A 21,874-nucleotide genomic window follows, 5' to 3' on the forward strand; every position below is an offset into this window, starting at 1 on the left:
CTTTTGAGCAATGATAAGCAAAAATCAGGCAATCGTCCCCCTCCTTTCAACCATACACACGACAAAAACACCCCGCGATCTGCGAGGTGCTTTCCCCTTATTTAATATATTCTTTGCTCACTAGCATATCTTTCAGCACGTCGGACGGAATTTCAAACTCGACGATGCCCATATAGCCCGGTGCTACTTCATATTCATCAAAAGCAATTACGAGCTTTCCGTCTTCAGTAATGTAAAAGCTTTGATCCTTCCCAATTTTGGTGAATACATCACCTGGCTCTTTCGGATCAATAAAATATACTTTGTCTGAATCTGTTTGCATTTGCTGCTGCATTTGACTGATGATGTTTTTGCTAATAATGTCGACATAGCTATCATCTTTGAATAAGCTTGGCAATGTGATTAACCATTGATTCTTTTTGTCAATCGTGTCGTATTTAACGGCATTAGAAGCAGAGGCAGCTGTATTCGTTTCATAGCGTGCGATGGATAGCAATTGGTCATTGTCTGTTTTTACTTCATAACTAGTGTCTACTCCTAAGTACGAACCACCTTTCTTTTCTAGTCCATTCATTTCTTTCTTAAACTTCTCATATAGCTGCTTATTTTCTGCTAAGTACTTTTCATTGAGTGTTGCTTGTAGTTGTTCGTTCTGTAACCCTTCAACCGCCGGGACTTTCAAGTTTGCTTGATAGCTCTCTTCATCCACCTTGAATTCAGTGAACGTCACCACTTCCACGAGCTGGCCAATAACTGGAACTTCTGACATCGTTCGGGCGAAAGCCGGGCTAACATTTAAGCTAGTGACAAAAATCAGCGAAGCAGCGGCCGCTGAGAGCATCCAACCTCTATATGGCTTTTTCTTCTGTTTGCTCTTTTTAATCGCCGAATGGACCACCATTTCTAGCTCTTCTGGAATGAGGATTTCATCATATTGTTGTTTTAATTTATTAATCTGTGTCATTGGTTTTCTTCTACCTCCATTTGAATACGAAGCTTTTTGAGTCCTGTGTATAGCCTTGTTTTGATGGTATTGACATTTTCATCAAGAATCTTGGCGATTTCCTCTAATTTGAATCCTTCAAAATATTTCAAAATGATCACCGTTTTATATAACGCCGGAAGATCATCTAACGCTTGCTGCAAGTCGATATCTGTATAGTGATCTTCATTCGCTGGAGCCGTTAGATCGAGTATTTCATTTTCGACATAGCTGATTTTTTTATGCTTGCGGATAAAATCGAGCGCTGTGTTGATTAAAATTCGGTAAAACCAAGGTTTAATTGCCTCGATATCCGCTAGCTTGTCAATGGAATGAAGCGCTTTGTAAATACTTTCTTGAATGATATCGAGGGCGTTTTCTTTACTTTTCACATAGCTGTACGCCACCCGGTAATGCGCTTCCCGATTCGCAATCATATAATCTTCCACGAGTTGATATTTTCTTTTCTTTGTCATGACAATTCAGAAGCTCCTTCTTTCGATACGCGTCTCATTTTTGTTTCTACTTTATTAACGGCTAAATATGAAAAAAAGTTTGCTAGGCGGTGAAATAACGGCGAACAAATGACCATGACAGTCCTACTGTCTTCCTATATAATGAAACAGTTGAAAATTTAAATTGTGAGGTATTATTCGTGTCTAAAGCACAAAATTGGTTGTCATTAAACTTTTTCACCTTTTTCTTCACTTGGGGAATTTTTATGCCCTATTGGACCGCTTGGTTAATTTCAAGTAAAGGATTAACGATCGAAGCCGCGAGTACCGTCATTGCCGTTGGTTTACTTGTTCGCTCCTTTTCAACCTTTTTCGTTTTCCCTGCTTTAAGCAGCAAATTCCCCATCGGACTATTGATGAAAGCATTTGCGCTCTCAAGTGTCGTCTTGCTCTATTTATTTATCCCGTTTGATTCGTTTTATGCGATGATTGTAGCGATGACATTGTTCAGCCTGGTGTATCCGCTGATGCTGCCATTGACGGAGAGCATTGGAGCGATCATGATGCAAAGTGAGCGCATCCATTACGGAAAAAGCCGCTCGTTCGGATCCATCGGCTATACAGTTGGCTTATTAGTCATCGGAGCGGTCACCGCCTATTTTGGCGAGGACGCGATCATTTATGTGATGTTTCTCGGCTGTTTATTCGTCGTCATTGCGGCATTTTACAAAACACCGGCCTCCCTGCAAGAAAAATCGGAGACAACATCCGTCCCGTTTCGCTCCCTTTTTCAATCGAAACGCTTTGTGATCGCTATGATCATTTGTGTGTTAATTCAAGGAGCACATGCGTCATACTATAATTATGGTTTCTTATATTTGCAGCATTTAGGTGTAAATAATACGTGGAGCGGCATCATATTAAATATTGCCGTGATTTCAGAGATTATTTTCTTTGCAGTAGCTGACCGCTTAATGAAGCATGTTCATGTGTCTTCCATGTTTCTTTTCGCTGCCATGGCTTCGATTGTTCGCTGGACATTGCTCTTTCTTTTCCCAAATGTTTGGGCTTATCTATTCAGTCAATTACTTCATTCCTTCACATTCGGGTTGGCCCATTTCGCTTTTATCCGCTTGCTTTATCAAGAGTTTTCAAGCCGGGAAATCCCTGCCGCTCAAGGGATTTACGCCTCCTTAGGGATGGGACTTAGCACCTCATTGCTCACCTTTGCTGGCGGGTACTTATATAAAGAAACACCAGGGCTTGCTTTCTTAGGAATGGCTGTGGTCATCGTACCGGCTGTCTTTCTGAGCCTATATATGAAAAAAAGATATGATTCATCTTTTTAACCCCCACTGATTGTTAGTTGAACGGATCGGGCGTTTACGGGCTGTTGATACCCCGCCTACATGTCTGCGCTTCTTCCGCCATATTGAGGTGGGGGTCTTACAGCCCGTTAATGCGGGATAAAATAATCGAAACTGCTTTCAAAACCTTTATTTTCCCTTATACTTAAAAGGAAAGATACATACGTCAAAGGAGATGACACACATAATGAATATCGTAAAAGCAGAAGTGTACGGCATTCATTTGCCGTTAAAATCACCGTTTATTGTTTCTTACGCTACGTTCCATCACATGCCTTCGATCATTGTGAAACTAGAAACAGATAACGGCCTCATCGGCTGGGGAGAAGCCGTACCGGATGAGCACGTGACAGGAGAAAGCTTTGTCGGTGCACTCGAAATTTTGAAACATGTACTTTTACCAGCCGTGATGGGAAAAAATCCATTTCAAATCGAAGACATCCATCATATAATGAACAAACGAATCATCGCGAATCCGGCGGCTAAAGCAGCGATTGACATTGCTTGCTATGATTTAATGGGAAAAGCGACGAATTTGCCAGTGTACGATTTAATTGGCGGACGGGCTCACACTGAACTGACCTATCCGAAAGTATTAAGCATTGAAGAGCCGGAAGTCATGGCGCGAAAAGCATGTGAAGCCATCGAAACTGGATTTAAGTCGTTGAAGCTAAAAGTAGGCATCGACAATCAAATGGATGTCGCACGAATTGCCGCTGTTCGAGAAGCGGTCGGAAAGAATGTTCCCATTCGTGTGGATGCCAACCAAGGCTGGCACGTCTACTCAACAGCGATTCAAGCGATGAAACAGCTAGAGCCATTACAACTTTCTTGGCTTGAACAACCGATCCGCATCGGAGACATTGACGGGCTTGCTCAATTAAAACGCCAATCAACGATTCCATTAATGGCTGATGAATCGCTGCAAACAGGCGAACAGCTTCTTGAAATGATCAAAAAAGAAGCCGTCGATAAGATTAATATTAAACTGATGAAATCAGGTGGTATTTTCCCTTCAATCCACCTGGCAAAAACAGCGGAATACGCTGGAATTGACTGCCAAATCGGGTCGATGGTGGAGTCTTCCATCGGATCGGCAGCTGGCTATCATACAGCGATTTCTAGAAAAAACATTACAAGTACAGAATTAACTGGACCGATTTTATTCAGCAAAGATATCGGAGATCTTCATTATGATGTGCCGTATGTTCACTTGAATGAAAAACCAGGTCTTGGCCTGACAATTAATGAAGATGTACTACAAGAATTAACAGTGACGAAATTTGATGTTCAATAAGGGGGATGTCTCACTTGAGTAAAACCGACACCAGGCTAGAAAGTCGCCTGCTCGATATTTTTCATCATTTGCATACTCATCCAGAAATCAGTTGGGAAGAAACGAATACAACGGCTTATATTGCCGATTTGCTTCGCTCAGAAGGAGTATCTGTTCACACTTTCGATGATTGCACAGGGCTGGTTGCTGAGATTGGGACTGGCAAGCCGGTAATCGCGGTTCGTGCCGATATGGATGCCCTTTGGCAAGAAGTGAACGGAACGTTTCAGGCGAATCACTCTTGTGGGCATGATGCTCATATGTCTATCGTCATCGGCGCCATTTTACAATTGAAAGAGCAAGTCACGAAAGGATGCGTCCGCTTCATTTTTCAGCCGGCAGAAGAAACTGGCAGCGGGGCACTTAAAATGGTGGAAAAAGGCGTGGTCGACGATGTCGATTACTTATTCGGCATTCATTTGCGTCCGATTGAGGAGCTTCCATTTGGCCAGTTGACACCATCGATTCAGCACGGAGCGGTCACCTTTTTAGAAGGAAAAATTGAGGGGCATGATGCACACGGCGCCCGCCCGCACCAAAATACCAATGCGATTGACATTATTTCTACGCTCAATGAACAATTGAAACTGATTCAATACTCGCCGTTTGAAGTCTACTCTGCCAAAATAACTTATGTTGAAGCTGGCAGCCGTAATTTTAATATCATTCCTGGCTCCGCTAAATTTGGAATGGATTTACGCGCACAGAAAAATAACATTTTAGAAGACATGCAGAAAAAAGTAGAACAGAAAATCGAGCATATTAGCCAACTTTATAACGTAAAGATTCGCTATGAATGGCTCGATTTCACTCCTGGCGCAGAAGTATCTCCTGAAGCGGAAGAATGGCTCCGCCAAGGAATTTTGCAAACAGGGGGCGCTAGTATGCTAGCAGAACCGCTGATCACACCTGGAAGCGATGACTTTCATTTCTACACGATTCAGCGCCCGCATTTAAAAGCATCAATGATGGGAATCGGAGCTGACTTAGCACCTGGACTGCATCATCCAAATATGACATTTAATAAAAATGCCTTAAAACTTGGTGTAGATGCTTTAACCAACACTGTTTTACTCGCATTACAATAAAAGAAGCACGAGGCATGATGCCTCGTGCTCTTTTTGCTTAGTCTAAAATCGTGATATTTACCGTACGAACGCCCCAACTATAAGCGGCTTCTTCTGATGGCATATGAAGATCGATTTTGTTTCCTTTAATCGCGCCACCTGTATCTGCTGCGACGGCTGTTCCATAACCTTCCACATATACTTTAGAACCTAGCGGAATCACGCTCGGGTCAACGGCGATCACTTTTGCATTACGGTTGGAACCAATATCCATACCTGTCGCTGTAATACCTGAGCAGCCGTTACAATCAGCTGAATAAGCCGTTGCTGTCACTGTCATTGTTCGCCCTTGAACATTGGAAGCAGATGCTTGTGCTTGTTCTTGCTGAGCTGGCGCTTGCTGTGTTTGTTGTTGAGCCGGTGCTTGTTGAGCAGATGCTTGCTCAGCTGGTGCGGCCTCTTGCTGCACTTGAGCGCTGCCAGAAACAACTAATTGATCCCCCGGATAAATTAAATGAGAAGATAAACCATTCAATGCCTTTAATGACTGAACAGAAAGACCATGATTCGCTGCAATCTTTCCTAACGTATCACCACGCTGAACTGTATATTTGCCATTGCTGCTTGCTGACGCAGAAGCAGAAGCAGTTGCTGAACTTCCATTTACTTCTAATGTTTGATTTGGGAAGATTAAGTCTGAAGAGAGACTGTTCCAGCTTTTCAACTGTTCAACTGTTGTCCCATTTTGTTGAGAAATTCCCCAAAGTGTATCCCCTTTTTGTACTGTATATGATTGTGCTGATGCTGCTGTACTGAAAAGGCCTCCGCCGATCACTGTAGTAGCTGCAAGTGCGATTATTTGTTTTTTCATAATAGAAAAACCTCCATATTGTTCTAACATGCGACTTTGTTTCATTCATGCCGCTTGTAAGAATTTTTTTGTTCGGTCCATTGGCCAACGTTAACAATCTATTTATATAAACGCGATCAGGCCTCTTGCCTTTCGCTAACATGACTCATTGTAACACGGGGATACCCTGTAATGTTTTTAAGAAGTCATTACTCTTTTGTGTAGGTTTATAACGAAATGATGACAAAGAAGACATTTCGCTATTTTTGTCATCTTTATGAAATAGTTCAGAGTGTTTCGCTCTGTTAAACAGGATTGTTTAATAAAACAAAAAAAAGAAACCCTGCAACAAGCGGATTTCTTATAAACTATAAAACTATTTTTTTAATACTTTAATCTTTACTTTTCGGACGCCCCAGCTATACGCTTTCTTTTTCGTTGGCATATGTACGTCAATTCTATTTCCTTTAATCGCGCCACCTTTATCACCCGCGATCGCTTCGCCATATCCTTCTACATATACTTTTGATCCAAGCGGAATTACTTTAGGATCAACAGCAATTACTTTCGCATTCGGGTTTTTTCTTAAGTTAATTCCCGTTGCTGTAATACCTGAACAACCATTGCAATAAGCAGTATAAGCGCTTGCTCGAACCGTCAATTCCTTCGCCACTTTCGCACTGGCAGGTTTCGCTGCAACAGATGAGGAATCCGTATTAGAGACAATTAACTTCGTACCTGAATAAAGTACATTAGATTTCAAGTTGTTCCATTTCTTAATTTGATCAATCGTTGTTTGATGCTTTTGAGCAATGCTCCATAATGTATCTCCATGTTTTACTGTATAAGTCGTAGTTGCTGCTTCAACAGATGAAGCACTAAAAACTAGCGCGGCCATAATAAACGACATAATCGCTTTTTTCACGGATAAAAACCCTCCTTAAATGTTAAGCACAGTCCACATTCTATCATGCAATTATAACGGGCGTATTACACAATGATGTTTCTTTCATTACACTAATATTTCATTTAACAGAATATTCTGACCTAATGTAACAAACGAATCATTCAATCTATCACATTCTTCCAAACCACCATCCCAATTCCCCAAAAACGATTTATCACTATCCTGCCCTATTTCATCCATTGGAAAGGATATTTTTTCAACATCTTTATTATCAATGATCATTGGCTTATAATAGACTAGTGTCAAATGATTACATATAATAAGGAAAGATGTCAATTCATTCTATTTATTGGAGGATTTTCGTGATGATTTATCAATTGCAGCTAGTCAAGGGGCTGTTGCGACCAACAGATAGCTTCTACCGTCTTGAACAAGCAGAAGAGATCCGCGGGTTATGGAGCCGGTTATCTTTATTGGTTTTTTTTAGTATATTCATTTCGTTTACAAGTGGCTATTTAGGTGTCCAAGCAGAACCTGTTTCTACATATATAGTAAAAAACACTCCAGCCATTTTTGAGTGGAAGAAAATGCTTTTCGCTATTGGAGCAGCTGTCTGGGGACTGATTTATCCTCTAGTAATCATTTTTATTCCTACTCTTTTATTTTGGACATTTTTAGAAGTCAATTTTCGTAAACTCATCGCTCTACAAGCATTTGTTTACTTCATCTATTTATTAGAGTTTTGTCTGTTAATTGGGCTACATCTCTTTTTCGCCATCCCAAGGGAATCGTCGCCATTCACTTTAGGTGTTCTTGCTCAATATGTAACAGATAACCAACTAGTTATTAATTTCTTTAGCTTTATTTCTTTGTTTCAGTTATGGACGATTTTCTTTCAATATCAATTTTTAAAAAGAGTCAGCCCTAAAAGTCCACGCTATATCTTTTTATTAATTATGATCGTGACCTTAGTCTTTTGGGTATTTTCAGCGCTATTTACATCGATTCATGTCGAGCGACTATTTTAAAATGCAAGGAGGTGTGACCGCATGAACATAAAAAAACTGAAACGTAACGCTGTAATTACTGGTAGCGTACTTTTTATTGCCGGTAATCTATATTTAACCTTTAAAGAAGATAGTAAAGCAGAGCGCACACAGTGGGTTACTGAATGGAATCCCATCGCGATAAAGGATGTGGTTGAATCCTTCCAAACTTCAGGTGTCATCACTCCGGCCGAAGTAACGCCTGTCTATTTCAATCAAGACCAAGGAAGCTTTCAAAAGTTCTTAGTCGAAGAAGGACAAGTGATTAACGCCAGTGATCCGCTGTTCGAATATTCCTCTGTCGATATTGAACGCCAATTAACGAAACTTGAAGCAGAAAAAGCAGAAACACAACAAAAAATTACATTCGTTGAACAACAAATCTCTCAATTTCAAGGCATATTAAATGATTTAGAAAGAGAAACGAAAAAAACAAATGACAAGAATAATAACGAGAACAAAGACGAAGACAGCGGATTAAGTGCTATTACTATGATGGAAAAGGAAATTATTAATCAAGAAACAGAAAAGAAAAACTTAGAAGAGGAAGTTCGTAAATACGAAAAACTCATCTCTCAGCTTGAATCAAATAAAAGTAACCTAGTAGTCAAAAGTGATGTCGAGGGCGTGGTGAAAAACATCGATGAAGAACTGAAGAACCCCTTGATTACGATTCATTCACCTAACCCAGCTGTTCAAGGCGTATTAAATGAACAGCAGATGAGGAAAGTATCAGAAGGGTTAAAAATCAAAGCGGCTGTGACTCCATTATCTTTAAAAATGGAAGGAACCATCTCCAACTTGCAAAAGTTCCCGGAACAAGAACCATCAGTGAAACGGAAAAGCTTGTATCCATTCACGGCGCAACTCAATCAAACAGGAGATGCTCCAACAGCTGATCTGCTTCCAGGAATGAAGTCGAATGTCACAATCATTACAAACGAAGCACTGCAAGCAATCACTGTACCGGAGTCCAGCGTAGTCAAAACAAAGAAAAAATCATATGTCTATGTTCTTAACAAAAAAGGATTAATTGAAAAACGACCTATCGAAAAAGGGCTGCTCGTAAACGGCGTACAAGAAGTGAAAAACGGACTGAAAAAGGGAGAAATCATCATCACTGACCCGAGCAAACTACAAACAACAAAAGCTCACTTTACCACCTCCGTCCAAAAAGACTTATTACAAAAGAAAGCATTAAAAAAACTATCGACAAAAGAACGAATCAAATTCATCCTAACAGGTATCTTGTCATAAACGAAAAGCGGAAGGCGCTGTTCAGCGACGTATGGACTGGAACCAGCCGTATGAGATAAAGGAAACACGATGAACGACAGTGAATCGATGTTGACTTATCGTAAGGAGGATGGTGGAAGTACACTAGTCGCTAGCGCCTGCAGCTGGACAACACGAAAAGCGGAGCCGACTGCTCTCATTCGATTTAAAACATCAAAAAACAGGTTCCACTATTCCGGAACCTGTTTTTTATATTTTTATTTCACTGTTAGCTTGTACGGCTGGGCGGAAGCTCTTCCTTGTGCTTCACTTACTTCGATAAAGTATTTACCTTTTTTCAAATGAAGGGTAGCCATTTCTTCGTCGCCGCTTCCATATTGATCAAAACTAGCCACAAGACCGCCTTTTTCATTGTAAATCTCCACTTTTCCATCCAACCCGTTTTCCATTTGTAGCGTGATCGTATAGCGCTTATCTTTCGCTACGTTTAATCCAAAGTGGTCAACATCACCAAATGGTACTTCAGCATTCATATAACCATTCGCATATAAATGATCTTTTGCTTTTTTCAAGCTTAATGGCTTTTGCGGCACATGGTTGACTACTTTACCATCGCCATCCTTTAAACTATTTTTCATTTCAGCAAGTTTCACTTCATACGGCAGTAAATTAGGGTTCCCAGCTAAAAGGGAGCGAACTTCTAAAAAGTAACCGGCGCGTTTCTTCGCTTTAAAAGCTAGATCAACTGTTGGCTCAAATTTCATTTCAAACAAGTTCGGACCGAACGGAACCGCTTTTAACATTTCATTTTCATCAATGACTTTATTGCCATTCGTATCTTCAATTAAGGCTCCGCTGAAAATAATCGGTTGACGCAATTCATACGGAATTTTCGCTTTTTGTGCAGCTGTAACAGCGGAAGACTGAATACTTAAGCGGTGAATTTTATCCATTCCACCATTCTTAAAGTAATAGTAATCGGCATCTCCTGCATGAATGAAATAGTTTTTGTATGTTCCTCCTGACTTGATGTTCACGGCTTTTTCAGGATTATTCTCATCCGTATCCATCTCGTTAGGCAGATCTGCTACTTTCTTTGTCCGAATCACGTATGGATCACCAGAAATATTGTACATAGAATTCGCTATACGAAGAACATATTCTTCATCTGCTTTCAATGCAATCGTCATCTTAGTCGGTTGCTGGGCTCCGCCTAGTAACGCTAAGATCATACCGAGTATGTCGCCTCCGCCCTCGTTAATTGGCAATAAAGCATCCTCTTCTTCATCATATTGCAAAATGGTCGCCATTGGCCTCTGGCTCGCACCTTTCACAATTTCGAATTCATACACGCCGCCCGCGGCAGGCACAAATTTATAATGATCTTCATCGCCTTCTACTTGGAAATACCCGCGCTGCTCTTTGCCAAGTGTATAAGGAACAGCATTCGCCAAAATTTGTTTATCTGTACTATCTTCTTCCGTCGTTTCTTCTCCAGCAGTCTCTTGATTTTCTGTTTTCGAATCAATAGCGCCTTGTGGTAAGCTTGTTTCTAAGTCTTCTGTTATTGGCCATTGATCTTCATCAGCAGGAAGTTGTCTTTCTTCTACCTTCAATTGATATGGGAAGGCTGATGTGTCAAAGGAACCGAAGTCCATGCTTCCGCCACCTAAGCCAATCATACTTAAAATCGAACCAAAGCCTTCATCCATGATCATCATTTCATTTGTCACTTGCAGTTTGTAAGTCACTCCCGGGACCGCTTTAAAAGATACTGTTTCTCCTTTGCTTGGTCCATTGTCATTAGCCGTCGCTACTAATTCTGCTCCATCTTCCTCCTCAAGAGGCATCCATACACTCAATGTTGGATTGACGCCTGGAATATCTGATAATGAAACCGAAACCACTTTTGGTTCATCGACAGAGAAAGTGAAGTAATCAGAATCAGGCATACCTTGTTCTGCGGGGAATAAAGTGAAATCATTTTTTGTATACGGTAAAGAAGTGATGTTCACTGGATTTTCAGACGTATCGGGATCCGCTTGTAACGCGGTCATTTTCTCGGCATGCAATGTGTACTTTGACTGACCGCCCGCATGATAATTCCCATTGACATCCTTCACACCAATGATCAATGTACCTTTTTCTTCTGCTGTATATAAATACGCTTCTTTGTCGCCTGCACGGCTTTTATTATGCTCCGTCAAGGTTCCATCTTCCGCGCTCGCACCTTCAGGGATAAAATAAAATTCCATTCCATAATCGTAAGAATGATGGCCTTCTAACACCGTTTGCACATGTTCATTTTCATTTAAATCCACTTTGTACCAATGCATCTCGCCTGGTGATTTCATTTGACTTGTAAATGTGTTTTCGCCCTCTTTAAAAGGCTTAGCTGTTTTGACTACCGCTTCTTCTGAATAATCAGGTTGCGCTGGTAGCTTCTTCGGATCGAATCGTAAAGCAGAAACTGGATTAATGAGCCCATTTGCATACTTTGTGTCATATCCTTTTGCTCCAAGATCTGTCGCTGTTTTCTCTAGTATGTTTTCTACATCATAAGACGTCAGATTAGGATATTTTGATTTTAATAGGGAAGCAACACCCGCTACCATCGGGGAAGCCATCGATGTACCTGTTAACGTGGCATAACTTGATCCCTTTCCTGATTCGAAACCTGTGCTATAAATGTCTTCCCCAGGTGCGACCACATCCACTGATGGGCCAAAATTCGAGCTGTCCGATAGCGTTTTATTGCGGTCCACATTCCCTACGCTAATGACACCTGGATATGAAGCCGGATACGAATACATATCCGTCATTTCATTTCCAGCTGCGGCAACCACCACCACTCCGGCATCCACAGCTTGTTGAATCGCATCTTCCACAAGCGGAGAGGCCATAAAGCCTCCAAGGCTCAAGTTAATGACATCAGCTTTTTTAGAAACCGCGTAAAGAATTCCTTCTGCGATCGTATAATCATTCGCTCCTGATGCGCCATTAAAAACATCGACAGGCAAAATCTTGGCATTTGGATTCACTCCGTGGCCGCCAAGTCCATTATTCGCTTTAGAAGCAATAATTCCCGCTACATGCGTTCCATGTAAATCACGCGCTGGTGTTTTCGATGGATCGGCCGCATTATAAGGCGGCAGTAGCTGACCTTGTAAATCCGGATGTTTATAATCCACTCCACCATCAACCACCGCTACCGTTACGTTGCGCTTCCCTGCTTGCTTCATCGCTTGATCGATATTTAACATCGACAAGTGATACATTTTCGATTTTTTCGGATCACCTAATGTTGGAGCAAATTGCTTATATTTCACACTTGGGCTAACGGATGCAACAATTTTCTCCGCTTGATAGACTTTGAACACATCGCTCGCTTTTTTCGACTTTGGTATGTAGACAATATCGTAGCCAAGTTGCGGCAACGAACGAACCAATTTCACTCCCGCTTTATTATGCACTTGCTTCGGAATAGGCTTTTTGTACTTGATCACAAATGTATTTGCATTAAAAAATTCATCCATTTCTTTATTTGCTTTATACACTTTTCCCGTAGCGGAAGGCGTTTTCACTTCCTCTTGCAAACGTTTTACATCTTCGGCATGTATGGAAGTGCCCGCAGCCATCGCCCCTGCTGGAAATACCATCACAGCTGATATCCCCAACGCTAATACGCGTTTCCAACTATTTTTCATCTATGTAATCCTCCTGTTATTTTTTCTTGCTTCTATCATAACGTACTGAACTATAAAAAAGTTTCATTTTTTAATATTTTTGTAATAAAATTCATCAAAAAATATTTTTTGTTAAATAAAAATAGTGATAGCTATTACTTTCTGCTCATTTAGATACATCTAAATGGTTTTTCCGACATGATCACAACGTAGCTAGTTAGAAAAAATAATAGCGTATCCAAATCAACATTCTTATATCGATGGAACATATGTAAATTCAACAAAAAGACCCGGCTCTCACTCAATCTATTCGTTATAAATAGATTGAGTAAAAACCAGGTCTTGAAAAACGATTAGATCACACGAACCGTTACAATTCCATCAATTTGGCCCACTTTTTCTTCTAAGCCAGGGATGACATCTCCGTTTAATTTATTGTCGATGTCAATGATCGTATAAGCGTAGTCGCCTCTACTTCTGTTCACCATGTCCGCAATATTTAAATTGTATTCAGATAAAACAGACGTAATTTGTCCCACCATGTTTGGCACATTTTTATGGAACGCGGTTACGCGAAGTTTCCCTGCAAATGGTAAAGAAGCATTCGGCATGTTTACAGAGTTTTTAATATTACCTGTTTCTAAGTAGTCTTTTACTTGACGAGAAGCCATGATCGCACAATTCTCTTCAGATTCTTTTGTAGACGCACCAAGATGAGGAATCGGCACAACGTTTTTCATTTTCAACACATTATCGTTCGGGAAGTCGGTAATGTATTTGCCAACAATTCCTTTTTCAATAGCAACAGCCATGTCTTCCTCATTCACAAGCTCGCCACGAGAGAAGTTCAAAATGTGAACGCCCGGCTTCATAATACCGAAAGATTCCTCATTGAACATGCCTTTCGTATTTTCTGTTAAAGGTACATGAACCGTGATATAGTCAGCTGCGGCAAATAACTGATCTAGCGTCATTGCGCGTTGCACGTTGCGAGAAAGATTCCAAGCTGTATCAACAGAGATGAATGGGTCGAATCCGATGACATCCATATCAAGGTCTAACGCATCGTTAGCTACAAGCGCACCAATCGCACCAAGACCGATCACACCTAATGTTTTTCCTTTAATTTCTTTTCCGACAAATTGCTTTTTGCCCGCTTCCACAAGCTTTGGCACTTCATCGCCTTGTCCAGCTAACGTTCTTGTCCATTCCACACCAGCAAATAAGTTACGAGAAGAGGCCATTAACGTAGTCAGCACGAGCTCTTTTACCGCATTGGCATTCGCACCTGGTGTATTAAACACAACGATTCCACGCTCTGTGCAAGCCTCTACTGGAATATTGTTCACCCCTGCACCCGCACGAGCAATCGCTTTTGTATTTCCGTCAATTTCGACGTTGTGCATATTGAAGCTGCGAAGAACAATCGCGTCTGGATTTGTACTGTCATTATCGATCGTAAAAGCATCTTTATTGAATACATTTAAGCCGCATTCGGCGATATTATTTAACGTTTTAATTGTATACACAGTTATGGTCTCCCCTTTTACTTATGTTTGCTTTCAAATTCTTTCATAAAATCAACAAGTGCTTGCACACCCTCAACCGGCATCGCATTGTAAATACTTGCTCTCATTCCACCCACAGAACGATGGCCTTTTAACGTTTCCAAGCCAGCTGCTTTTGCTTCTTTCACAAAGGCGGCATCCAATTCAGCTGATGGAGAAACGAAAGGAATATTCATAATGGAACGGCTATCTTTCTTCACTGGAGAACGGAACATCTCTGACTCCTCTAGGAAGCTATATAAAATTTCCGCTTTGTCGCGGTTGATCTTTTCCATCGCTTTCAAACCGCCAAGCTCTGTCAACCATTCAAACACGAGCTTCGCCATATAAATGCCGTAAGTCGGAGGTGTGTTGTATAAAGAGCCGCTATCGCTATGCGTTTTATAATCAAGCATCGTCGGTACATCTTCTTTCGCAAAGCCAATTAAATCTTCGCGAATAATAACCACTGTTAATCCAGCAGGACCGATATTTTTTTGTGCTCCCGCATAAATTAAACCAAACTTCGATACGTCAATCTCTTCTGATAGAATGTTAGAAGACATATCCGCGACAAGAGGCACATTCCCTGTGTCAGGGATTTTTGTGAAAGCTGTTCCTTCTATTGTATTGTTAGTTGTGATATGTACGTAATCAGCTTCCGGATCGATCATGCTTGCATCAATCGCTGGAATGTAGCTGAAGTTTTCATCTTCTGAAGAAGCAATCACACGAACTTCACCGTACTTCTTCGCTTCTTTAATTGCTTTTTTCGACCAAGATCCTGTGTTCACATAATCCGCTTTGCCGCTGTTGCGCAATAGATTCATTGGCACCATCGCAAATTGCTGAGACGCTCCGCCTTGGATAAATAATACTTTATAATTCTCCGGAATGCTCATTAGTTCACGAAGCAATTGTTCAGCTTTTGTAATAATATCTGTAAATAAGCCCGAACGATGGCTTAACTCCATTACAGACATACCGGAACCAGCATAGTTCACCAATTCTTTTTGAGCTTTTTCCAACACTGGCAGCGGAAGCATAGAAGGACCCGCTGAAAAATTATACACTCTTTCCATGTTAACACCCTCATTCGTTTCTTATTTGTATATCAGAAAATTTATACTTATTAATATCAATGAATTATAAATTATAAATAAGGACATATCAAGAGCAAGAAAGTGAAGCTATATGCCGTTTTCAGCTTGTTAACGCTTACAAAAACTGATTTAATCAACTTTGATAAAAACGAACATTTTTTTATTTTTTTTATATTTCGTTCGCTTTTGATCCTTTTTTCGCTATCCTTGTCCCCAAAAGGTATCCGTTCAATTATTTCAGATAAAAACTTGGCTCATATTCCTGAACTAACAACATTTAACAGATTACTGAATCTTCCTAATCTTGAAACTTATGCTGTTATTATGGCGATTTTTCAACACTTTGATATAATAAAAACGTTGAAATTGTGTAAAATGACAAAATATGTACTTTTCTTTTTCATTTTTCGACAATTGTCTAGTTTTTTCAAAATGTTAAAATAGTCTTATTAACATGCTGAAAACGTTTTCAAACTTACAATCTTAAGAAAGCATCTCAACAAGGGGGATTTAAGATGTTAGAAGTTTTGCAAAAGATCAACAGTGTGCTTTGGGGAACACCAAGCTTAATCTTATTAGTCGGTACAGGTGTCTTTCTTACCTTTCTTCTAAAAGGATTACAATTTCACCGCCTGCTTTATGCTTTCAAACTAGCATTCTCAAAAGAAAAGGAAGAAGATGCGAAAGCAGAAGGTGATGTAAGTAACTTTAAAGCTTTAATGACCGCACTTGCCGCGACAATCGGTAACGGGAATATCGCCGGAGTGGCCACAGCCGTTACATTAGGTGGACCAGGTGCGATCTTCTGGATGTGGGTTGTTGGTTTATTAGGAATGGCTACAAAATATGCCGAAGCTTTATTAGCAATGAAATATCGTATTAAAAATGCCAATGGTGAATATTCAGGTGGACCCATGTATTATATCGAGCGAGGGCTCGGTCGGAAATGGAAATGGTTAGCGATGGCTTTTGCCATCTTTGGCGCCTTTGCTGCTCTCGGAATCGGAAACAGTGTTCAATCAAATACCATTTCCGATGTTATGATGAAAAGTTTTCATATTAACGGATGGATCACAGGAATCATTCTTGTTGTCTTAACCGCTTTAATTATTTTCGGTGGAATTCAACGCATTAGTACAGTCGCCGGATTTTTCGTACCAATTATGGCGGCTCTTTATATCGGTGGATCTTTATTAATTATCGGAATCAATTACGATCAAATTATCCCTTCATTCCAATTAATTTTCCACTATGCTTTTAACCCGATTTCAGCGGTCGGAGGTTTCACAGGAGTCGTCGTCACAGAAGCGATTCGTAATGGGGTATCAAAAGGAATCTTCTCGAACGAAGCCGGTCTTGGTACAGCAGCTCTTATCGCCGGAAATGCCCGTGCTGATCATCCAGTGAAACAAGCGCTTGTGGCTATGACAGGGACATTTATTGTAACGATTATCGTTTGTACGATGACAGGTCTTGTACTATTAATGACAGGCTTCTGGGATCCAACAGGTGGAATGATTTCAGGTGTCGCTCACAATGCGAATTTAGAAGGAGGAGCCTTAACAACGGCAGCCTTTGCTTCTGTTCTCGGTACAGCCGGTGAATGGATCGTCTCTTTATCGGTGATCTTCTTCGGATTCTCAACTATTGTCGGCTGGTACATGTATGGAGAGAAATGCTTTGAGTACATCGCTGGATTAAAATACATCTCAGCTTACCGTATCGTCTATGTCACAGCAACAGGAATCGGTGCTGTTGCCAGCTTAACAACCGTTTGGGCTTTCGCTGACATGGCTAACGCCCTCATGATGATTCCAAACTTAATCGGTATCCTTCTCCTTTCTAAAGTCATCGTTAAAGAAACGAACGACTTCTTCCAAAAGAAAGGACACAAACAAGAAACAAAAAAAGCGAGTTAAATAATGAAAAAAACAGCGTTATAGGAACAATCGCTCCTACAACGCTGTTTTTTTATCTCTCGAATTATTTACTTCTATATTTTTAAAAAAATAAATAAATTTATATAGAAAGCTCTTTCATGTTGCTGTATAATATGATCAATTTGTGTTCAATATTACGTTTAAAGGAGAGTTTCTATGCGCACTTATCAAGTTGATGAACGGCCGCCACTATTAACAACCATTCCGCTTAGTTTACAACATTTGTTTGCGATGTTTGGTTCAACGGTTCTTGTACCGATTCTTTTCGGCGTCAATCCTGCAACCATTTTATTGATGAATGGGGTTGGAACATTAATTTATCTCGTGTTATGTAAAGGTCAGATCCCCGCCTATCTTGGTTCTAGCTTTGCTTTTATTTCTCCGGTAACATTTGTCTTGGCTGACAAAGGATACAATGCAGCCCTTGGCGGATTTATCGCTGTCGGAATAATCTTTGTTCTTATTGCTTTACTCATTCACTTTGTCGGAACGAAATGGATCGATGTCGTATTCCCGCCAGCTGCAATGGGGGCAATCGTTGCGGTAATTGGACTCGAGCTTGTTCCGGTGGCCGCAGGAATGGCTGGGCTCATTAACCCAGATCCCACAAAAACATGGACACCAGACTCAGCTACGATTACTGTTTCCTTATTAACACTCGGCATTACCATTATCGGCAATGTGATGTTTAGAGGCTTTTTGAAAATCATTCCTATTTTAATCGGAATTGTGTCCGGCTATATCATTGCTTATTTTTACGGACTCGTAGATTTCCAACCGGTGCGCGATGCTAAATGGTTCGCTCTGCCTGACTTTTATCAGCCAGAATTCGACTTAGCAAGTATGGCGATTATTATTCCAGCTGCGCTCGTCGTCATCGCTGAACATATTGGCCATCTTGTCGTCACAGAAAACATTGTTGAACGAGACTTAATGAAAAAGCCTGGACTTGGCGTTTCCCTATTAGGTAATGGGATTTCTACTGTCATTTCTGGATTTGTCGGCTCTACGCCAAATACAACGTATGGTGAAAATATCGGCGTTCTTGCGTTAACGAAAGTATATTCCACTTGGGTAATCGGCGGTGCAGCCGTGATGGCGATCATCCTATCTTTCGTCGGCAAGTTGGCCGCGTTGATCTCGACCATTCCAACAGCGGTCATGGGCGGGATTTCCCTCCTATTATTCGGTGTCATCGCCGTTTCCGGTCTGCGCATGCTCGTTGAATCGAAAGTAGATTATTCAAAGGCGACAAACATGATCTTAACAACCGTCGTACTAGTGATCGGCTTAAGCGGTGCATCATTAAAATTTGGCGAAAACTTTGTTCTGAAAGGAATGGCATTAGCTACTGTCGTCGCCATTTTACTCAGCCTCTTCTTTACCATCATTGATAAGTTAAAACTCTCAAACGACTATGAATAAAAAGCTGCCCTCGGGCGGCTTTTTTAGGTGTATGAACGATTATCTCACTTTCGTGAACGATTTCCGCCCGATCGTGAACGATTCCAGCCCTGCTAACGAACTAGACGATTATGCGATACGCAAAAGAAAGCGGCCAGGATACGTTCCCGACCGCTTTCTCGTGTTTATTCTTTTACAATATGGGTCCAGCCATCTTCTTGGTACACTCTTCGCTCTTTCATCAGCTTGCCTAGGGCTCGCTTGAAAGCGCCTTTACTTAGGCCGAAGCGACTTTCGATTTCTTCTGGGAAGCTTTTGTCGCTGTATGGCATGGAACCGCCGCGCTCAACGAGGTAATCGTAAATATTTTCAGCATCGTCCTTTTGCACTTCTTGGCGACGGCCGAGAAGAGATACGTTGACAGAGCCATCCTCTTTCACGTCAATGATACGGCCATCTACTTTTTGGCCAAGGCGCGGTTCCACTTTGCGCTGGGAATCGTGAATGAAGCCGCGATAACCTTCAGCAGTAATGATAAATGTGCCAGCTTTCGTTGCTCGGTAGACAATACCGGTAATATCCTTATTGAAATCCTTTCTAGAAGCAGCAGTAAATTGCTCCTGCATCACTTCTTCTGTTGCTGGTTTGGCAAATAAGCGGCCGCGGCGGTCAAGTCTCAATGTACAATATAAACGGTCACCAACGATCGGTCGCACCGAGAACATAAATGGCAAATCATCTTCTGATACAAGCATATCTTTCGTAATGCCAATCGAGACGAATACGCCTAGTTTTTCTTCTACGCCGACGACTTCCACCCAGCCGTAAGTATCTTGTGTGATCAATGGTTTCTTCATCGTAGCCGCCAGTCGACCTTGATGATCTTGAAATAAAAAGACTTCAACCGGTTCATCCATATCAAAGTCATCCGTCATTTCAGAGTGATGCAATAATACACTTTCTTCACCATCTGTTAAAAACCAGCCAAATGGTGCTTCATTTTTCACCTCAAGCGTGCGAATCGTTCCTGCTTGTAAGTTCGTCATATATAATAAATCCTTCCTTTGCTTTTAATTAATAATCAATTTGCCCGAATCTGCCTTCATTATAACAGGAATTAAGGATGGGTTGCGCGAATTTTATTGTTTAAGTCTGTTCCATTCAGGGAAAATAACAGTGAGGTGATATGAATGAAAATCAAGTCCATCGTGAAAACAGCCATTAAATATGCACCCGTTGTGTATCCGATCGTCAAAAAAGTACTCAATAAACGCAAAAGGGCTGTCTCCTAACAGAGACAGCCCCACATGATTAGTTCTGAACCACTTTTACTGCTGCTTTTTTCACGAGTGTTTGACGACCATCAGACACGCTGAAAACAATTTTATAGTCACCCAACGGGGCATAAGATCCATCTCGCAGCTTGCCATTCCAATAAACCGCCAAGCTGCCTTTTTGCGGAGCTTGGTTATTCATTAATGTGTTTACATTGTTTCCTGCGGCATCCTCTACATAAATCGTACCTTTCATATTTCCATAAGTGGCTACTCCTGCGCGAATATTCTTCACGCCTGTATATTCGTTAGCAGAAAGAATGATCTTTCCGATCGGTTCCTTCGTCATTTTCAGTGCTTGGTACGTATCGATTCGTCCAACTCCGTAGTAAGAGTCCCATCCTTTTTTTCCTAAATCCCGAGCGGATGAATAAATCACTTGTCGTACTTGACCTGGAGAAAGAAACGGATTTTTCGATAAAATCAATGCAGCTTCCCCTGAGACAACTGGAGCAGCCATAGACGTTCCATCCATATAGGCATAGGCATTTTCAGTGACGGTTGAAAGGATCCCTTCACCTGGCGCAGACACATTAATATAGCGACCATAATTGGAAAAACCAGCGATTTTATCCTTCGCGTTTGTTGCACTTACTGAAATAACATTTGAATGCGAAGCTGGATAAAATGGCAAATTCGTCGCTTCATTTCCAGCAGCTGCAACGACTACTGCTCCTTTTTTGGTTGCATAGTTCACCGCATATTCCACGATACTGCTGTAGCTATAAGTACCAAAGCTTAAATTCAACACATCTGCTCCTTGGTCAGCTGCGTAAATAATAGCTCTAGATATATCGTAACTTTCCGCGTATTCACCGTTAAATACATTGATTGGCATAATTTTTACACCGGGAGCGACACCTGCTGTCCCTACACCATCCATAGCTGCGCCAATAATCCCTGCCACATGCGTGCCATGATCATCCGGCGCAAACGTCGTACTGTTTGTCACTGCATTATACGGCTTAACTAAGCGATCTTTAAACTCTGGATGACTCATTTCCACTCCGCCATCAATGACCGCAACGGTTAACTGTGAGTCCCCGCGCGTGCGATTCCAGGAAGAAGGGGCATTTACTTTTGAATGAAACCATTGGCGATTGTAATATTTATCATTCGGTGTATATTCAGTTGTCATATGATAATTCGGTTCCGCACTAGCAATCTCTTCCTCTTGCATGAGTGCCTCTGCTACTTCTTTCAACTTGCGGTAATCCTCAATTGTCACATTAACGAAGAGCCCATTGGCTAGTACCGACTTCTCTGTTAATCCATATTGCTGATAAATTACATCTCTCTCTGCTTTTGTTAGCGAGCGATGAAATTCAACAATGAGCTCCCCTTTTTCATAGCTTACTTGAATCGCTGGCGGACTTAATTGTTCAGTAGTCTGCGGGTTCAATTGTTCAGTAGCTTGTACAGGCACTGAACTAAATAAAGTAACTGCCATTGCTGCACTTGTCAAAATAGATGTGGCCAACCGTTTTTTCCCCATGAAGATCCTCCTGGTTACTATTCTTTGTAAAAATTATAAAAGGATTTAGCGAATACGTCTAGGTACTTGAAGGAAAAATTGAAAAAAGCCGGTGAGAAATTTTTTCCTTCTCTCCGGCT

General features: G+C 41.1%; 16 protein-coding genes. 7 read left to right on the plus strand and 9 right to left on the minus strand.

Features of this window, described 5'->3' with window-relative positions:
• Positions 1-97: 97 nt before the first annotated feature.
• Both rsiV and IRB43_RS09970 read right to left on the minus strand, forming a co-directional pair.
• Positions 98-964: an anti-sigma-V factor RsiV gene (gene rsiV / locus IRB43_RS09965; protein WP_203363319.1), complete on the minus strand. Its 867-nt coding sequence runs from the start codon at positions 962-964 to the stop codon at positions 98-100.
• Positions 961-1,458 (minus strand): RNA polymerase sigma factor, encoded by a 498-nt coding sequence (locus IRB43_RS09970; protein WP_203363320.1) that lies wholly within the window; start codon positions 1,456-1,458, stop codon positions 961-963. Before IRB43_RS09970 ends, rsiV begins: the two co-directional genes overlap by 4 nt.
• A gap of 179 nt (positions 1,459-1,637) precedes the next feature.
• Between IRB43_RS09970 and IRB43_RS09975 the strand changes: the two genes are divergently transcribed.
• The 3 genes from IRB43_RS09975 to IRB43_RS09985 all read left to right on the plus strand — a co-directional run bounded on the left by IRB43_RS09975 (position 1,638) and on the right by IRB43_RS09985 (position 5,228).
• On the plus strand, positions 1,638-2,786 hold the full coding sequence (locus tag IRB43_RS09975; RefSeq protein WP_203363321.1) for an MFS transporter: 1,149 nt from the start codon (positions 1,638-1,640) through the stop codon (positions 2,784-2,786).
• Positions 2,787-2,991: 205 nt separating this feature from the next.
• Entirely contained in the window at positions 2,992-4,101 is a 1,110-nt protein-coding gene (locus IRB43_RS09980; RefSeq protein ID WP_203363322.1) for a mandelate racemase/muconate lactonizing enzyme family protein, read from the plus strand.
• Between the two features lie 5 nt (positions 4,102-4,106).
• Positions 4,107-5,228: a M20 peptidase aminoacylase family protein gene (locus tag IRB43_RS09985; protein WP_203363323.1), complete on the plus strand. Its 1,122-nt coding sequence runs from the start codon at positions 4,107-4,109 to the stop codon at positions 5,226-5,228.
• A gap of 37 nt (positions 5,229-5,265) precedes the next feature.
• On the opposite strand, the gene IRB43_RS09990 is transcribed toward IRB43_RS09985, so the two are convergent.
• Together IRB43_RS09990 and IRB43_RS09995 are read right to left on the minus strand one after the other, a co-directional pair.
• Entirely contained in the window at positions 5,266-6,078 is an 813-nt protein-coding gene (locus IRB43_RS09990; protein WP_203363324.1) for a 3D domain-containing protein, read from the minus strand.
• A gap of 355 nt (positions 6,079-6,433) precedes the next feature.
• A complete protein-coding gene (locus tag IRB43_RS09995; RefSeq protein ID WP_203363399.1) occupies positions 6,434-6,967 on the minus strand; it encodes a 3D domain-containing protein in 534 nt (177 codons plus the stop codon).
• A 359-nt stretch (positions 6,968-7,326) separates the two neighbouring features.
• On the opposite strand from IRB43_RS09995, the gene IRB43_RS10000 reads away from it, so the two are divergent.
• Both IRB43_RS10000 and IRB43_RS10005 read left to right on the plus strand, forming a co-directional pair.
• The gene (locus IRB43_RS10000; RefSeq protein WP_203363325.1) at positions 7,327-7,992 is read left to right on the plus strand and encodes an LTA synthase family protein; all 666 of its coding nucleotides are present in this window, start codon (positions 7,327-7,329) and stop codon (positions 7,990-7,992) included.
• Between the two features lie 21 nt (positions 7,993-8,013).
• On the plus strand, positions 8,014-9,267 hold the full coding sequence (locus IRB43_RS10005) for an efflux RND transporter periplasmic adaptor subunit (RefSeq protein ID WP_203363326.1): 1,254 nt from the start codon (positions 8,014-8,016) through the stop codon (positions 9,265-9,267).
• Positions 9,268-9,503: 236 nt separating this feature from the next.
• On the opposite strand, the gene IRB43_RS10010 is transcribed toward IRB43_RS10005, so the two are convergent.
• The 3 genes from IRB43_RS10010 to serC all read right to left on the minus strand — a co-directional run bounded on the left by IRB43_RS10010 (position 9,504) and on the right by serC (position 15,561).
• Positions 9,504-12,953 carry a S8 family peptidase gene (locus IRB43_RS10010; RefSeq protein ID WP_203363327.1) on the minus strand — a complete coding sequence of 1,150 codons (3,450 nt, stop codon included), beginning with the start codon at positions 12,951-12,953 and terminating at the stop codon, positions 9,504-9,506.
• 332 nt (positions 12,954-13,285) lie between these two features.
• Complete coding sequence (locus IRB43_RS10015; protein ID WP_203363400.1) at positions 13,286-14,467, minus strand: phosphoglycerate dehydrogenase; 1,182 nt, start codon at positions 14,465-14,467, stop codon at positions 13,286-13,288.
• Positions 14,468-14,478: 11 nt separating this feature from the next.
• Positions 14,479-15,561, minus strand: coding sequence for a 3-phosphoserine/phosphohydroxythreonine transaminase (gene serC, locus IRB43_RS10020; protein WP_203363328.1), 1,083 nt, complete (start codon positions 15,559-15,561; stop codon positions 14,479-14,481).
• Positions 15,562-16,097: 536 nt separating this feature from the next.
• Between serC and IRB43_RS10025 the strand changes: the two genes are divergently transcribed.
• Both IRB43_RS10025 and uraA read left to right on the plus strand, forming a co-directional pair.
• On the plus strand, positions 16,098-17,501 hold the full coding sequence (locus IRB43_RS10025; RefSeq protein WP_203363329.1) for an alanine/glycine:cation symporter family protein: 1,404 nt from the start codon (positions 16,098-16,100) through the stop codon (positions 17,499-17,501).
• A gap of 177 nt (positions 17,502-17,678) precedes the next feature.
• On the plus strand, positions 17,679-18,947 hold the full coding sequence (gene uraA / locus IRB43_RS10030; RefSeq protein WP_203363330.1) for a uracil permease: 1,269 nt from the start codon (positions 17,679-17,681) through the stop codon (positions 18,945-18,947).
• A 164-nt stretch (positions 18,948-19,111) separates the two neighbouring features.
• Here the strand turns inward: uraA and IRB43_RS10035 are convergent, their stop codons facing one another.
• Both IRB43_RS10035 and IRB43_RS10040 read right to left on the minus strand, forming a co-directional pair.
• On the minus strand, positions 19,112-19,972 hold the full coding sequence (locus IRB43_RS10035; protein ID WP_203363331.1) for a CvfB family protein: 861 nt from the start codon (positions 19,970-19,972) through the stop codon (positions 19,112-19,114).
• A 265-nt stretch (positions 19,973-20,237) separates the two neighbouring features.
• Positions 20,238-21,755, minus strand: coding sequence for a S8 family serine peptidase (locus IRB43_RS10040; protein ID WP_203363332.1), 1,518 nt, complete (start codon positions 21,753-21,755; stop codon positions 20,238-20,240).
• Between the last annotated feature and the right edge of the window lie 119 nt (positions 21,756-21,874).

Origin of the sequence: Bacillus sp. REN10 (assembly GCF_016820555.1) — a bacterium.
In the GTDB taxonomy this organism is placed as follows: domain Bacteria; phylum Bacillota; class Bacilli; order Bacillales; family Domibacillaceae; genus Bacillus_CE.